Here is a 14,259-nt window from a genome sequence, read left to right as displayed (position 1 = left end):
GACTTGTATGGTAGCGCTACTGCTCTATAAAGGGATACCGCTATGACTTCTCTTTCGCCTTCAGCCTCACGTGACAGTGTCACTGACATCGACAATAAAAGCGTAATACGCCGGGTTGCCAGCGCTTCCGCCATCGGCACCGCCGCGGAGTATTATGACTTTTTCGCCTACGGCACTGCTGCGGTGCTTTTCTTCGGCCACCTTTTCTTTCCCAGCGAAAATCCGCTGGTCAGCACCCTTGCCGCCTTCGCCACCTACGCCGTCGGCTTTCTGGCGCGTCCGGTCGGCGGAATTATTTTTGGCCATATCGGCGATAAGGTAGGCCGTAAAAAAGCGCTGGTGGTCACTATTCTTATCGTCGGCCTGGGCACCTTTTGTATCGGCCTGCTGCCAACCTATGCCACCATCGGTATCTGGGCGCCAGTATCCCTGATTGTTATCCGTCTGCTGCAGGGTTTTGGCGTGGGCGGCGAGCAGGCTGGCGCGGTGCTAATGACCGCAGAGTATGCGCAGCCCACGCGGCGGGGCTATTTCGCCAGCTGGGTGCAGATCGGCGCGCCGACCGGCTTTCTGCTGCCGCTGGCGCTGTTTGCGCTTCTGAATGTCCTGCTGACGGCGGATCAGATGATGAGCTGGGGCTGGCGCGTGCCCTTTCTGCTGAGCGCCCTGCTGGTGATCGTCGGGCTGTTTATTCGCCTGCGCATTGATGAGTCGCCGGTGTTCGCCGAGATCCGCGCCACGAAAGCGGCAGAATCGCGGCCGCTGAAAGAGGTCATCCAGACCAGTCCGGGGCTGGTGCTGAACGGCGTGGCGGCAAAGCTGATCGAAGCCTGCGCCTTTGCGCTCTTCACGGTGATCATTCTGGCCTGGGGTAAAGCGAACCAGCTCGACAACAACATTCTGATGGAGAGCATGATTGTGGCGGTGATACTGGAAATTTTCGCCATTCCGCTGATGGGCGCACTCTCCGATCGCATCGGGCGCAAGCCGGTTTATCTGATGGGCGCGCTGCTGATCGTGTTCTCTATCGTGCCCTTTTTCCTCGCCCTGCAGCAGAACAGCTACTGGCTGACGCAGATTGCCATGATTGTCGCGCTGACGCTGGGCCACAGCATGTGTTACGCACCGCAGGCGTCGTGGTTCCCCGAGCTTTTTCCCACTCATATTCGCTGCAGCGGCATCGCGGTGATCTGGCAAATCGGTTCGTTGATCGGCAGCGGCATTCTCGGCCTGGCCGCGGTTAAAATTCTGCAGGTCACGGACGGCCACTGGTATGGGCTGGCCATTTATGTCGGGGTGCTGGGCGTGCTCTCTCTGGTGGGTCTGGCGCGGTTGCCAGAAACCGCACCGGGAAGGCGCGAAGCGGAATATCACAGCTGGCAGCGGCGCTAACTCGCCCTGTTTGCTGCTAAGAGCCCTCTTCACGGAGGGCATTGATTAGTCTGACACACACATCGGCGCTTTTTGGGCGGCTTTCACCAAGCTGCTGAAGCAGAGATATTTTTATGCGCCTCAGACTCTTATTGCTGCCGCTAATGTATGGCGGCAGCAGAGGATTCATTAGCCATACAAGAAAATTAAAAGAGCGTTAATCTTTAGCCGCCTGTGGGATGCATTTTTTCATCTTACAAGAAGAACATTGGTAGTGGTTTATTCTGACAATTTGACGCGCAACGCGCTTCCTGAGTGGCCATCGCACTTTAAACCCGGTTTTTAATCCACAGATTGGTTTACTACCCTATTTATGCACATTTCATTTTAAGATTAATCTTAATCGATTGTCTGCGGATTAATTACAGGTAAAATCAGAGCCAGAAACGCAAATAATCACTTTCGCATTATTAATCTTATAGCGTTACTCCAGCGAAAGTTATTAACGAGATTTTAACCCACTCATTGCAGTTTCTTTAAAAATAAACCGGCGCTACCGGAAATGCAGCGTTAATACGGCTCAATGATGAGTCTGAAATTGCATGTCAAAAGTCTTCACCAGGGATTTTCCGACATGCCAGTATGAAGATAATCACCATGAGAAAACTGTTCTTATGGCCAGCCTTTGCTGCGCTGGCGTTGAGCGGTTGCTCTGTGGGCCATACCGAATATAGCCGTACGGCAATGCAGCACGTGGACATGAGTTTCACCGGCATTCCTACGATTCTCGGGCTCGGCACGCTGGGCAGCAGCATTCCCATCACCCCCGAATACAGCCTGACGGCGGCGCACGTGGCGAAGTTTGCCGTGCAGCGCGTTAAGGCTTATCACCCCTATTGCGATCTGGCGATCATCTACCACAAAAATGACGCAACCACGCTGGCGAAATTCCGCAGCGGCGCCATCGGCGATCCGGTTAAAATGTACGGCTACAGTTTTATTTCCGCCATGCCGGTTGAATCGTCGGGCAGTAATTTAGCGCGCACCGCTATCCGCAACAGCTGGAATAAAAAACCCTGTATGGCGATGGCGTCAAATGCAGGCGTTGTTAAAGGAATGTCGGGCGGGGCGGTCTATAATGCGGATAATACGCTGGGCGGCGTGATTGTCGGTTTTAGCGATGAAATAAAAAGTAGCAGCAGCGGCAAAATCGTTTTGAAAGATGTGTCGCTCTATATTCCCTATTCCGACTTTCAAAACTGGCTGAAACAGAATATTGGTCAGGCGGCGCAGAGCGGCGCCTGACCAGGCTGTTACAGGAAAGGCCGGGTATCGCCTGAGCCTTCGCGCACAATGACGGGCGCATCGCTGGTGAGATCGACAACCGTTGTCGGCTGCTGTCCCAGCGTGCCGCCGTCGATAATTAAATCGACCAGCTTGCCGATGCTGTGCTGAATCTCGTCCGGGTCCGATTCGGTGAAATCGTTGCCCGGCAGGATCAACGAGGTCGACATCATCGGCTCGTTGAGCGCCTCCAGCAGCGCCAGCGCAATCGGGTTGGACGGCACACGCAGCCCGATGGTTTTACGCTTCTCGTTCATCAGACGACGCGGCACAATCTTGGTCGCCTTCAGAATGAAGGTGTAGCTGCCCGGCGTGTTGTTTTTCAGCAGGCGAAACGCGCTGTTATCCACCTGAGAATAGTTAGAGATTTCCGACAGATCGCGGCACATCAGCGTGAAGTTGTGATTGCCGTCCAGCTGACGAATGCGGCAGATGCGCTCCAGCGCGTTTTTCTCTTCCAGGCGACAGCCCAGCGCATAGCCGGAGTCGGTCGGATAGACGATCACCCCGCCCTTATTGAGATAGTCGACCGCCTGGGAAACCAGGCGCGGCTGCGGATTGTCCGGGTGAATGTGAAACAGTTGACTCATAACAAACCTCGTATCACCTGTCCGCGTCAGAGCCTGCGGGCGCCAGCGCCGGGAAACGTTCCCATACCGGCTCGACGCCGGCCGGCAGCCAGAGTTTGCGGCCCAGCTCAATCCACGGGCAGGGTTGGTGAAAATCGGAACCTTGCGATCCAGCCAGATCGGCATCGCGGGCGTACTGCGCCAGCTGCGCGCGTTCATTGGGCGCCTGCTGACACTGTGCCACTTCCATAGCGTCGCCGCCCGCGTCGCGGAAATGCGCGATAAGCCGCTTCAGCCACTTCGCCGACAAACCGTAGCGGCCTGGGTGCGCCAGCACCGCACAGCCGCCAGAATGGTGAATGGCATCAATGGCTTGTTTAATTGTACACCATTGCGGCGGAACGTAGCCGGTTTTGCCGCGCGCCAGATAGCTTTTGAACACCTGCGCTACCGTGTCGGCTTTGCCCTGCTCAATTAAAAAGCGGGCGAAGTGGCCGCGCGTAATCACACCGCCCTCCGCCAGCCGCGCGGCGCCCGCCAGCGCGCCAGGGATGCGCGCCTTATCCAGCCGCTCGGCGATCAGCTCAGCGCGCGCCTGACGGCAGCGCGCCTGCTCCGCGAGAAAAGCGATCATCGCCGGATGGCGGATATCAATGTTCAGCCCGACGATATGAATCTCATGGTTTTCCCACAGCGTCGACGCCTCTACCCCCGCCAGCACCTTTAGCGGCAGCGCCTGCTCGCTGACGGCACGCTGCGCCGCGGCGACGCCCGCCACGCTGTCGTGATCGGTGATCGCCAGCACGCCAACGCGCATGGCGACGGCGCGCTCGACCAGCGCCTCGGGCGTCAGCAGCCCGTCAGAGGCGCGGGTATGGCTGTGTAAATCATAAAGAGGAAAACGGGCAATCTCGTTCAAATGGCACTCCTGCTGCACGATGAAGCGGCCAGCATGATAACGATTTTATGCGCGGGTGAAAAAGCGTATTGACTTTTATGCCCTGAACCCGTTAACTAGTACACAAGTTCACAACTAAACGGGTTTTCTCTCATGGCGATGATTTTGATGCTTTCTGCAGGCTGGTGGCGCGATGTTTCCCCTGACGGGCAACGTCCAGCACCCCTTGCGTAACGCAGTGCAGAGACCCGAGCCCGCTTAAAGCGGGCTTTTTTTTAGGCGAATTTCAGAGAGAACATCATGCCAAATGCGAAACCTACAGTGAAGTTGATTACCGGCACCGCGCCCTACCGCGAAGATCCGGCCGCAGTGTTTCATCAGTTATGCGGCGCACGTCCGGCAACGCTGCTGCTCGAGTCGGCGGATATCGACAGCAAACAGAACCTGAAGAGCCTGCTGATCGTCGACAGCGCCCTGCGCGTCAGCGCGCTGGGATCCTGCGTAACGGTGCAGGCCCTGTCGGAAAACGGTCGCGCGCTGCTGCCGCTGCTCGACGCGGCGCTGCCCGCCGCCGTGAAAATCGAACCGCGTCCGGACGGTCGCGAGCTGCACTTTCCATCCGCCGATGCGGTGCAGGATGAAGACTCGCGCCTGCAGGCGCTGTCGGTTTTCGACGCGCTGCGCCTGATTCCCCGTCTGGTGAACGCGCCTGCGGACGAGCGCGAAGCGGTACTGCTGGGCGGCCTGTTCGCCTATGATCTGGTGGCGGGCTTTGAGGCGCTGCCTGCGCTGGAAAATCAGCAGCGCTGCCCCGACTACTGCTTCTACCTGGCGGAGACGCTGCTGGTGCTCGACCATCAGACGCGCAGCGCCACGCTGCAGGCGAGCCTGTTCTGCCCCTCTACCAGCGAATTTCAGCGTCTGCAAAGCCGTATCGAGCAGCTGCACGGCCAGATGCTGCAGCCCGCGCCAGCGCTGCCGGTGCAGAAAGTCGAGCAGATGACGCTCAGCGTCAGCCAGAGCGACGAAGCCTATTGCGACACCGTGCGTCAGATGCAGGAAGCGATTCGCATCGGCGAGATTTTCCAGGTGGTGCCGTCGCGCCGCTTTTCGCTGCCGTGCCCGTCGCCGCTCGCCGCCTACGACACGCTGAAGAACAGCAACCCCAGCCCCTATATGTTCTTTATGCAGGATCGCGACTTTGCGCTGTTTGGCGCCTCACCGGAGAGCTCGCTGAAATATGACGCCGCCACGCGCCAGATTGAGATCTACCCGATCGCCGGCACGCGCCCGCGCGGCCGACACGCCGACGGCTCGCTGGATCGCGATCTCGACAGCCGCATTGAGCTGGAGATGCGCACCGACCATAAAGAGCTGGCCGAACATCTGATGCTGGTAGATCTGGCGCGCAACGACCTGGCGCGCATCTGCGTGCCGGGCAGCCGCTACGTCGCTGACCTGACTAAGGTCGACCGCTACTCATTCGTGATGCATCTGGTGTCGCGCGTGGTTGGCACGCTGCGCGAAGACCTTGACGTGCTGCACGCCTACCGCGCCTGTATGAACATGGGCACCCTGAGCGGCGCGCCGAAAGTGCGCGCCATGCAGCTGATCGCCGCGGCGGAAGGCACGCGCCGCGGCAGCTACGGCGGTGCGGTCGGCTACTTCACCGCCAACGGCGACCTCGACACCTGCATCGTTATTCGTTCCGCCTGGGTGGAGGACGGCGTCGCCACCGTACAGGCGGGTGCCGGTGTGGTGCTCGACTCCAATCCGCAGGCTGAAGCGGACGAAAGCCGCAACAAAGCGCGCGCCGTGCTGCGCGCCATCGCGACCGCCCATCACTGCAAGGAGATTTTCTGATGGCCGATATCCTGCTGCTCGATAACATCGACTCCTTTACCTATAACCTGGTTGATCAGCTGCGCGCTTTCGGCCACAACGTGGTGATCTACCGCAACAGCGTGCCGGCGGCGGTACTGACCGAACGCCTGCAGCGCATGGAGAATCCGGTGCTGATGCTGTCGCCGGGCCCGGGCGCGCCAAAAGACGCCGGCTGCATGCCGGAGCTGCTGCGCAACCTGCGCGGACGTCTGCCGATTATCGGCATCTGTCTTGGCCATCAGGCGATTGTCGAAGCCTACGGCGGTCACGTCGGCCAGGCGGGCGAGATCCTGCACGGCAAAGCCTCCGCCGTGAACCACGACGGTGAAGCGATGTTCGCCGGACTGAGTAATCCGCTGCCGGTCGCACGCTACCATTCGCTGGTGGGCAGTAATACGCCGGCGGAGCTGACGGTCAACGCCAGCTACAACGGCATGGTGATGGCGGTGCGTCACGACGCCGATCGCGTCTGCGGCTTCCAGTTCCATCCTGAATCCATCCTGACCACTCAGGGCGCCCGTCTGCTGGAGCAGACGCTGGCCTGGGCGCTGGCGACATCACAGGGAGAATGATCATGCATGCCATCCTGGAAAAACTTTATCAGGCGCAGTCGCTGACGCAGGGCGAAAGCCATCAGCTGTTTAGCGCCATTATTACCGGCCAGCTGGAGCCAACGCAGCTCGCCGCCGCGCTGATCGCCATGAAGGTGCGCGGCGAATCGCCGCAGGAGATCGCAGGTGCAGCCAGCGCGCTGCTGGAAGACGCCCGTCCTTTTCCGCGCCCGACCTACGCCTTTGCCGATATCGTCGGTACCGGCGGCGACGGCAGCAACAGCATCAATATCTCGACCGCCAGCGCCTTCGTCGCCGCCACCTGCGGGCTGAAAGTCGCGAAGCACGGCAACCGCAGCGTCTCCAGCAAGTCCGGCTCTTCCGATCTGCTGGCGGCGTTCGGTATCAGCCTGGATATGCCTGCTGAGCAGGCGCGCGCGGCGCTGGACGAGCTCAACGTCTGCTTTCTGTTCGCGCCGCAGTATCACACCGGCTTTCGCCATGCGATGCCGGTACGCCAGCAGCTGAAAACCCGCACGCTGTTCAACGTGCTTGGCCCGCTGATCAACCCGGCGCGGCCGCCGCTGGCGGTCATTGGCGTTTACAGCCCGGAACTGGTACTGCCGATGGCTCAGACGCTGAAGGTGCTGGGCTACCAGCGCGCCGCGGTGGTGCACGGCGGCGGCATGGACGAGGTGGCGCTGCACAGCGACACCCACGTCGCCGAGCTGCGCGACGGCGAGATCACCCGCTATCAGCTTACGCCAGAGGACTTCGGTTTCGGCTTCCATCCCAAAGAGGCGCTGGCGGGCGGCACGCCGGAAGAAAACCGTGACATTCTGACCCGTTTACTTCAGGGTAATGGCCAGCAGGCCCATGAGGAAGCGGTCGCCGTCAACGTGGCGATGTTGTTAAAAGTATTCGGTCATGAAGATTTGCGTGAAAACGCGCAGCGTGCGCTTCAGGCTATCCGCAGCGGACAAGCCTATGAACGCGTTGTCGCTCTGGCAGCAAGAGGATAACCATGCAAGGTACGATTTTAGAGAAGATTGTTCAGGATAAAGCGCAGTGGGTCGAGGCGCGCAAGGCGCAACAGCCGCTCGCCGCCTTTCAGAATGACGTGCAGCCCGCTTCCCGCAGCTTTTATCACGCGCTGCAGGGCGCACGCACCGTGTTTATTCTGGAGTGCAAAAAAGCGTCCCCTTCCAAAGGGCTGATCCGCGACGATTTCGATCCGGCGGCCATCGCGGGCGTTTATCGCCACTACGCCTCCGCCGTCTCAGTGCTGACCGACGAGAAATATTTCCAGGGCAGCTTCGACTTTCTGCCGATCGTTAGCGCGGCGCTGACGCAGCCGGTGCTGTGCAAAGATTTTATTATCGACCCTTATCAGATCTATCTGGCGCGCCACTATCAGGCTGACGCCATCCTGCTGATGCTCTCGGTGCTTGACGATGAAGCGTATCGTCAACTGGCCGCCGTGGCGCACAGCCTGAAGATGGGCGTGCTGACCGAGGTCAGCAACGAAGCGGAGCTGGAGCGCGCTATTGCGCTGGAGGCGAAAGTGGTCGGCATCAATAACCGCGATCTGCGCGATATGTCGATCGATCTGGACCGCACCCGTCAGCTGGCCCCGCGCCTGTCGCACGGCGTGACGGTAATCAGCGAATCGGGCATCCATAACTATGCGCAGGTGCGCGAGCTGAGCCACTTCGCCAACGGCTTCCTGATCGGCTCGGCGCTGATGGAAGAGCCGGACCTGGCGGCCGCGGTGCGTCGCGTGCTGCTGGGCGACAACAAAGTGTGCGGGCTGACGCGAGCGGAAGACGCGCGCGCCGCCTTCGAGGCTGGCGCACTTTACGGCGGACTCATCTTCGCCGAGGGTTCGCCGCGCCAGCTCGACGCGTCACAGGCGCAGCAGGTCATTGCCGCGGCGCCGCTGCGCTACGTCGGCGTATTCCGCAACAGCACGATTAGTGACGTTGTCACGCTGGCCGATACGCTGCAGCTGAGCGCCGTTCAGCTGCACGGCGATGAGGATCGCGCCTATGTCGCAGCGCTGCGCGCCGCGCTGCCCGCCGCCGTCGCCATCTGGAAAGCGCTGAGCATTAAAAATGCGCTGCCCGCGCGCGACTGGCCGCACGTTGACCGCTACGTCTTTGACAACGGCAACGGCGGCAGCGGCGAACGCTTCGACTGGTCGCTGCTGCAGGATCAAGACTTAAGCGATGTGCTGCTTGCTGGGGGCCTGGGCGCGGACAACTGCGTGGAAGCGGCGCGCCTCGGCTGCGCGGGCCTCGACTTCAACTCCGGCGTAGAAAGCGCGCCCGGCATTAAAGATGCCAGCAAAATTGCGGCGGTCTTCCGCACGCTGCGCGCCTACTGATTTGTCAGGCCCGCTGCGGCGGGCCTAAAAGGAAGATAAAACCATGACTCTACTGAACCCCTATTTTGGCGACTTTGGCGGCATGTATGTGCCGCAGATCCTGATGCCGGCGCTGCAACAGCTGGAAGCGGCCTTTGTCGAGGCGCAGAAGGATCCGGCGTTTCAGGCGGAATTCACCGACCTGCTGAAAAACTATGCGGGACGCCCGACGGCGCTGACGCTGTGCAGCAACCTCACCAAAGGCACCAAAACGCGCCTCTATCTGAAGCGCGAAGATCTGCTGCACGGCGGCGCGCACAAAACCAACCAGGTGCTGGGCCAGGCGCTGCTGGCGAAACGCATGGGCAAAAATGAGATCATCGCGGAAACCGGCGCGGGCCAGCACGGCGTCGCCTCGGCGCTGGCGTGCGCGCTACTCGGCATGAAGTGCCGCATCTATATGGGCGCGAAGGATGTCGAACGCCAGTCGCCTAACGTCTTCCGCATGCGACTGATGGGCGCCGAGGTTATCCCGGTGCACAGCGGCTCCGCCACGCTAAAAGACGCCTGCAACGAGGCGCTGCGCGACTGGTCCGGCAGCTATGAAACCGCGCACTATATGCTTGGCACCGCGGCAGGCCCCCATCCCTTCCCGACGATTGTACGCGAGTTCCAGCGCATGATCGGCGAAGAGACAAAAGCGCAGATTCTGGAAAAAGAGGGACGCCTGCCCGATGCGGTTATCGCCTGCGTCGGCGGCGGCTCAAACGCCATTGGCATGTTCGCCGATTTTATCAACGATGAGAACGTCGGCCTGATCGGCGTCGAGCCTGCCGGTCACGGCATTGAGACCGGCGAGCACGGCGCACCGCTCAAGCATGGCCGCGTCGGCATCTATTTCGGCATGAAGTCGCCGATGATGCAGACCGAAGAGGGTCAGATTGAAGAGTCCTATTCGATCTCAGCCGGTCTCGACTTCCCCTCCGTCGGCCCGCAGCATGCGCACCTCAACAGCATCGGCCGCGCCGACTATGTATCCATTACCGATAATGAAGCGCTGGCCGCCTTCAAGGAACTCTGCCGCGCAGAAGGCATTATTCCGGCGCTGGAGTCGTCGCACGCCCTCGCCCACGCCCTAAAGCTGATCCGCGAGAATCCAGAGAAAGAGCAGCTGCTGGTGGTTAACCTTTCGGGCCGCGGCGATAAAGACATCTTCACCGTTCACGATATTCTGACTGCGCAGGGAGAAATCTGATGGAGCGTTACCAACAGCTGTTTACGCGTTTACAGGCCAGCAAAGAGGGCGCTTTCGTGCCGTTCGTGACGCTGGGCGATCCCTCGCCGGCGCTGTCGCTCAAGGTGATCGACGCGCTGGTCGCGGGCGGCGCCGACGCGCTGGAGCTGGGCATTCCCTTCTCCGATCCGCTGGCGGATGGTCCAACCATTCAGAACGCCACCCTGCGCGCCTTCGCGGCGGGCACCACCACCGCGCACTGTTTCGAACTGCTCAGCAGCGTGCGGCAAAAATATCCCGATCTGCCCATCGGCCTGCTGATGTACGCCAACCTGGTGTTCGCCAACGGCCTCGACGCCTTCTATGCGCGCTGCGCCGAAGCGGGCGTGGATTCGGTGCTGGTGGCGGATGTGCCGGTCGAAGAGTCGGCGCCGTTCCGCCAGGCGGCGCTGCGCCACGGTATCGCGCCGATCTTTATCTGCCCCCCTAACGCCAGCGACGATCTGCTGCGTGAAATCGCCTCTCACGGCCGCGGCTACACCTATCTCCTGTCGCGCGCGGGCGTAACCGGCGCGGAAAATCGCGCCAGCAGCCTGCCGCTGCAGCGCCTGATCGACAAACTGCGCGAATATAACGCCGCGCCGCCGCTGCAGGGATTCGGCATCTCTGAACCGGCGCAGGTTAAAGAGGCGCTCAGCGCGGGCGCGGCGGGCGCCATCTCCGGCTCGGCGATCGTGAAAATCATTGAGCAGCACCATGCGCAGCCGGAAGAGATGCTGGCGAAACTCACCGCCTTTGTCAGCAGCCTGAAAGCCGCCACCCGCTGATCTTTTCATGCTCTCTCCGCTGAGGGAGCATGATTTTTCACTCTTTTTTACATCCCGACGTTGCCGCTTTCGCTTTTCCCGCCCACACTTGATTTGCGCGCCGTTATGGTAACGGCGCATCTTGTTCGAGACAGGGAGAGAAGCAATGAAACTGTTTAAAGTCCTTGCAGGCGCGCTGGTCGCCGTGGTTGTTGCGCTAACGCTGAGCGCCTGTGCGCCGACGGCGAAGCAGGAAGGTACCGGCGGTTATATCGACGACACGGTGATCACCACCAAAGTCAAAGCACAGCTGCTGAATGACGATGAGCTCAAATCACGCGAGATTAACGTTGAGACCTTTAAAGGCCGCGTGCAGCTAAGCGGTTTTGTCAGCTCGCCGCAGATGGCCAGCCGCGCGGTAGAAGTGACCCGTACCGTGAAAGGCGTGAAGTCTGTTGTGAACAACATGCAGATTAAATAACGCAGACGCAAAAAAATAAAAGGCCGCGAGCGATTCGCGGCCTTTTTTATCAGAAGCGGTAGCCTGCGCCGAAAAAGAAGACGAAAGGATCGATGCGCGTATCGATATTCTGCTGCTTGCCGCCCGCCTTAAACTTCACTTCCGTATCAATATCCATATACCAGAGCGAGGCGTTCAGCATCCAGTCGCGGTTAATCTGGTAGTCGAGACCGACCTGTCCCGCCACGCCCCAGGAATCTTTCACGCTCAGGTCGCTCAGCCCGGCATCACGGCCGGTCTGATTGAAGTCGGCATCGTAAAACGTGGTGTAGTTGACGCCAACGCCCACGTATGGGCGCACCTTGCTCTGGCTGTCGAAGAAGTAATACTGCGCCATCAGGGTCGGCGGCAGCTGACGCACCGTTGCCAGCGTGCCGGTCGCGCCCAGCCCCACTTTGTGACGGAACGGCGTGGCGGCGAGAAGTTCGACGCCGATATTGTCGGTGGCCATATAAGTAAAGGTCAGGCCAAGCTGGGTATTGTTGCTGACGTCAAAACCGCCCATACCCAGCACGTTATCGGAACCTTCGGTAGGACGCACCGTCGCGCTGCCGGCGCGCATAAAGAAATCGCCTGCTTCATGAGCCAGTGCCAGTTGCGGTAGAGCCATTGCCAGTAAGAAAGCGCATTTTGTCAGTTTCATGATCACTCCTTTGCACAAGATAAACGGGGGAAATTAGGGTGTGACGTTGTGGGCAACGTTCTAACGGGATTTGGCAAAAAATGCATCTGAATCAATCAAGAAAAACCACATAAAGCGCATGGTATTGATCTTGATCAATTTTAGCCCTGGAGAGCCGCCTGAAATATCGCTTGAAGAAATTTAGCGGCGTGATTATTTTGCTTTTTTCCCGTGTTGATTTTGGTTCGATGCCTCAGGAGTGGCGGGCGATCAAATGAGCGATAATCCAAACCCTTGCATGACCTGCGGCGCCTGCTGCGCCCATTTCCGCGTCTCTTTCTACTGGGCTGAAGCCGATGACGCCGGCGGTGCGGTTCCGGTCGAGCTGACCGAGCCGTTAAGCCTGCTGATGCGTAATATGCGCGGCACCAATACGCATGAGCCACGCTGTGTGGCGCTGCAGGGCGAGCCGGGCGGCTGCACCTCCTGCGGCATCTATACGCAGCGCCCCTCGCCCTGCCGCGAGTTCGCCATGTCGGGCGAAAACGGCGTATATAACGAAGCCTGCGATCGCGCCCGCGCTCGCTATGGCCTGCCGCCGCTTTTTCACCCTTCTTTACCTTCCATGACAGAAAGTTATCGCGCTGCGGGTGCCAGCGCCGGGCCAGACCATGTACAATCGCCGGGTTAATCAACCCGGTTTCACCAAGGAGAGTACATGTCTATCACGGCAAGCTCGTTATACCGTGACACAGGAAATTTTTTCCGCCACCAGCTGCTGACCATCGTGCTGATGTCGTTACTGACGGCCTTTATCACGGTCATTCTGGTGCACGCCTTTACCCCCGGCGGCGATCAGCTGGCGCAGCTTCAGCAGAGCGACAGCAGCGCCTCTTCGCTGTTTGAGCTGGTGCAAAATATGTCGCCTGAGCAGCAGCGCATTCTGCTGCGCGCCTCTGCGGCCGGGACCTTCTCCGCGCTGATTGGCAATACGCTGCTGCTGGGCGGCATGCTCTGTCTGATCCCGATGGTCTCCGCCGGCCAGCGCATCAGCGCGCTGCGCGCGATCGGCGCCTCGGCGCCGCTGCTGCCAAAGCTGCTGCTGCAGACCTTCCTGATTACCCTGGTGGTGCAACTGGGCTTTATGGTGCTGATGGTGCCGGGCATTATGCTGGCGATTCTGCTGTCGCTGTCGCCGGTGATCCTGGCAAGCGAAAAGAGCGGCATTTTCGCCGCGATGCGCGCCAGCTGCCGTCTGGCATGGAAAAACGTCAGGCTGATCGCGCCAGCGATTATTCTCTGGCTGCTGGCGAAAATGGCACTGCTGTTCGCCTCCTCCTCGCTGACGGCGCTGCCAGATAACGTGCTGGCCATCGCCATCACCGCTATTGGCAACCTGATCTCCGCCCTGCTGGTTATCTATCTTTTCCGGCTCTATATGCTGGTTCGTTAAGCGCGCTGCGCCCTGCGGGGCGCACCGTTTTATGTTGTTTTCGCTGAACTGGAATGACTATGAAGCAGTTACTCGATTTCCTTCCCTTAGTGGTCTTCTTTATTTTTTATAAGCTTTACGACATCTTCGTTGCCTCTGGCGCGCTGATCGTGGCCACCGGCCTTGCGCTGGTGGTGAGCTGGGTGCTCTACCGCAAGCTGGAAAAAATGACCCTCTTCACCTTTGCCCTGGTGGCGATCTTCGGCACCCTGACGCTGGTTTTCCATAACGATGAGTTTATTAAATGGAAAGTCACGGTGATCTACAGCCTGTTCGCGCTGGCACTGCTCTACAGCCAGTTCTTTATGACGCAGCCGCTGATCAAAAGCCTGCTGGGCAAAGAGATTCAGCTGCCGGAAAGCAGCTGGCGCCGCCTGAATGTCGCCTGGGCAATCTTCTTTCTCGCCTGCGGCCTGGCGAATATCTATGTCGCGTTTTGGTTACCTGAAGCGTTTTGGGTTAACTTTAAAGTATTCGGTCTGACCGCGCTTACCCTGCTGTTTACCCTGCTGAGCGGACTCTACATCTGGCGACAGATGCCGCAACAAGACGAAAAATAAATGCGGTCCGGCCTGGCCGGGCCTTACGGGCGCAGCGCGCCTT

General features: G+C 59.6%; 13 protein-coding genes and 1 pseudogene. 11 read left to right on the top strand and 3 right to left on the bottom strand.

Annotation, left to right across the window (positions count from 1 at the left end):
* Positions 1-42 precede the first annotated feature (42 nt).
* A complete protein-coding gene (locus ACR6A7_RS02920; protein WP_434123259.1) occupies positions 43-1,392 on the top strand; it encodes an MFS transporter in 1,350 nt (449 codons plus the stop codon).
* 636 nt (positions 1,393-2,028) lie between these two features.
* The gene (locus ACR6A7_RS02915; RefSeq protein ID WP_434123258.1) at positions 2,029-2,676 is read left to right on the top strand and encodes a serine protease; all 648 of its coding nucleotides are present in this window, start codon (positions 2,029-2,031) and stop codon (positions 2,674-2,676) included.
* Positions 2,677-2,684: 8 nt separating this feature from the next.
* Here the strand turns inward: ACR6A7_RS02915 and ACR6A7_RS02910 are convergent, their stop codons facing one another.
* Together ACR6A7_RS02910 and rnm are read right to left on the bottom strand one after the other, a co-directional pair.
* Positions 2,685-3,305 (bottom strand): L-threonylcarbamoyladenylate synthase, encoded by a 621-nt coding sequence (locus ACR6A7_RS02910; RefSeq protein WP_434123257.1) that lies wholly within the window; start codon positions 3,303-3,305, stop codon positions 2,685-2,687.
* 13 nt (positions 3,306-3,318) lie between these two features.
* On the bottom strand, positions 3,319-4,203 hold the full coding sequence (gene rnm, locus ACR6A7_RS02905; RefSeq protein ID WP_434123256.1) for an RNase RNM: 885 nt from the start codon (positions 4,201-4,203) through the stop codon (positions 3,319-3,321).
* A gap of 279 nt (positions 4,204-4,482) precedes the next feature.
* On the opposite strand from rnm, the gene ACR6A7_RS02900 reads away from it, so the two are divergent.
* The 6 genes and pseudogenes from ACR6A7_RS02900 (at position 4,483) to ACR6A7_RS02875 (ending at position 11,503) form a co-directional block, all read left to right on the top strand.
* On the top strand, positions 4,483-6,045 hold the full coding sequence (locus ACR6A7_RS02900) for an anthranilate synthase component 1 (protein ID WP_434123255.1): 1,563 nt from the start codon (positions 4,483-4,485) through the stop codon (positions 6,043-6,045).
* Positions 6,045-7,639: pseudogene (gene trpD, locus ACR6A7_RS02895) on the top strand (bifunctional anthranilate synthase glutamate amidotransferase component TrpG/anthranilate phosphoribosyltransferase TrpD). The gene ACR6A7_RS02900 and the pseudogene trpD overlap by 1 nt, the downstream one beginning before the upstream one ends.
* A gap of 2 nt (positions 7,640-7,641) precedes the next feature.
* A complete protein-coding gene (gene trpCF, locus ACR6A7_RS02890) occupies positions 7,642-9,003 on the top strand; it encodes a bifunctional indole-3-glycerol-phosphate synthase TrpC/phosphoribosylanthranilate isomerase TrpF (RefSeq protein WP_434123254.1) in 1,362 nt (453 codons plus the stop codon).
* 43 nt (positions 9,004-9,046) lie between these two features.
* Positions 9,047-10,237 carry a tryptophan synthase subunit beta gene (gene trpB, locus ACR6A7_RS02885; RefSeq protein ID WP_434123253.1) on the top strand — a complete coding sequence of 397 codons (1,191 nt, stop codon included), beginning with the start codon at positions 9,047-9,049 and terminating at the stop codon, positions 10,235-10,237.
* Complete coding sequence (trpA, locus tag ACR6A7_RS02880; protein WP_434123252.1) at positions 10,237-11,043, top strand: tryptophan synthase subunit alpha; 807 nt, start codon at positions 10,237-10,239, stop codon at positions 11,041-11,043. Before trpB ends, trpA begins: the two co-directional genes overlap by 1 nt.
* Positions 11,044-11,188: 145 nt before the next feature.
* The gene (locus ACR6A7_RS02875) at positions 11,189-11,503 is read left to right on the top strand and encodes a BON domain-containing protein (RefSeq protein WP_033746762.1); all 315 of its coding nucleotides are present in this window, start codon (positions 11,189-11,191) and stop codon (positions 11,501-11,503) included.
* A gap of 49 nt (positions 11,504-11,552) precedes the next feature.
* Here ACR6A7_RS02875 and ompW read toward each other — a convergent pair whose 3' ends face one another.
* Positions 11,553-12,185, bottom strand: a complete 633-nt coding sequence (gene ompW, locus ACR6A7_RS02870) for an outer membrane protein OmpW (protein WP_434123251.1) — start codon at positions 12,183-12,185, stop codon at positions 11,553-11,555.
* A gap of 253 nt (positions 12,186-12,438) precedes the next feature.
* Here ompW and ACR6A7_RS02865 point away from each other — a divergent pair, with 253 nt between their 5' ends.
* The 3 genes from ACR6A7_RS02865 to ACR6A7_RS02855 are packed head-to-tail and all read left to right on the top strand — an operon-like array spanning position 12,439 to position 14,216.
* On the top strand, positions 12,439-12,855 hold the full coding sequence (locus ACR6A7_RS02865; protein ID WP_434123250.1) for a YkgJ family cysteine cluster protein: 417 nt from the start codon (positions 12,439-12,441) through the stop codon (positions 12,853-12,855).
* 27 nt (positions 12,856-12,882) lie between these two features.
* A complete protein-coding gene (locus ACR6A7_RS02860; RefSeq protein ID WP_434123249.1) occupies positions 12,883-13,617 on the top strand; it encodes a YciC family protein in 735 nt (244 codons plus the stop codon).
* 59 nt (positions 13,618-13,676) lie between these two features.
* Positions 13,677-14,216: a septation protein A gene (locus tag ACR6A7_RS02855; protein WP_434123248.1), complete on the top strand. Its 540-nt coding sequence runs from the start codon at positions 13,677-13,679 to the stop codon at positions 14,214-14,216.
* Positions 14,217-14,259: the final 43 nt, after the last annotated feature.

Source organism: Pantoea phyllosphaerae, assembly GCF_051025595.1.
In the GTDB taxonomy this organism is placed as follows: domain Bacteria; phylum Pseudomonadota; class Gammaproteobacteria; order Enterobacterales; family Enterobacteriaceae; genus Pantoea.
This window is presented reverse-complemented; position numbering and strand designations above follow the sequence as displayed.

Coding starts and splice junctions, on each gene's coding strand:
- ACR6A7_RS02920 (WP_434123259.1), top strand. CDS start 43: ATGACTTCTCTTTCGCCTTCAGCCTCACGTGACAGTGTCACTGACATC.
- ACR6A7_RS02915 (WP_434123258.1), top strand. CDS start 2,029: ATGAGAAAACTGTTCTTATGGCCAGCCTTTGCTGCGCTGGCGTTGAGC.
- ACR6A7_RS02910 (WP_434123257.1), bottom strand. CDS start 3,305: ATGAGTCAACTGTTTCACATTCACCCGGACAATCCGCAGCCGCGCCTG.
- ACR6A7_RS02900 (WP_434123255.1), top strand. CDS start 4,483: ATGCCAAATGCGAAACCTACAGTGAAGTTGATTACCGGCACCGCGCCC.
- trpCF (WP_434123254.1), top strand. CDS start 7,642: ATGCAAGGTACGATTTTAGAGAAGATTGTTCAGGATAAAGCGCAGTGG.
- trpB (WP_434123253.1), top strand. CDS start 9,047: ATGACTCTACTGAACCCCTATTTTGGCGACTTTGGCGGCATGTATGTG.
- trpA (WP_434123252.1), top strand. CDS start 10,237: ATGGAGCGTTACCAACAGCTGTTTACGCGTTTACAGGCCAGCAAAGAG.
- ACR6A7_RS02875 (WP_033746762.1), top strand. CDS start 11,189: ATGAAACTGTTTAAAGTCCTTGCAGGCGCGCTGGTCGCCGTGGTTGTT.
- ompW (WP_434123251.1), bottom strand. CDS start 12,185: ATGAAACTGACAAAATGCGCTTTCTTACTGGCAATGGCTCTACCGCAA.
- ACR6A7_RS02865 (WP_434123250.1), top strand. CDS start 12,439: ATGAGCGATAATCCAAACCCTTGCATGACCTGCGGCGCCTGCTGCGCC.
- ACR6A7_RS02860 (WP_434123249.1), top strand. CDS start 12,883: ATGTCTATCACGGCAAGCTCGTTATACCGTGACACAGGAAATTTTTTC.
- ACR6A7_RS02855 (WP_434123248.1), top strand. CDS start 13,677: ATGAAGCAGTTACTCGATTTCCTTCCCTTAGTGGTCTTCTTTATTTTT.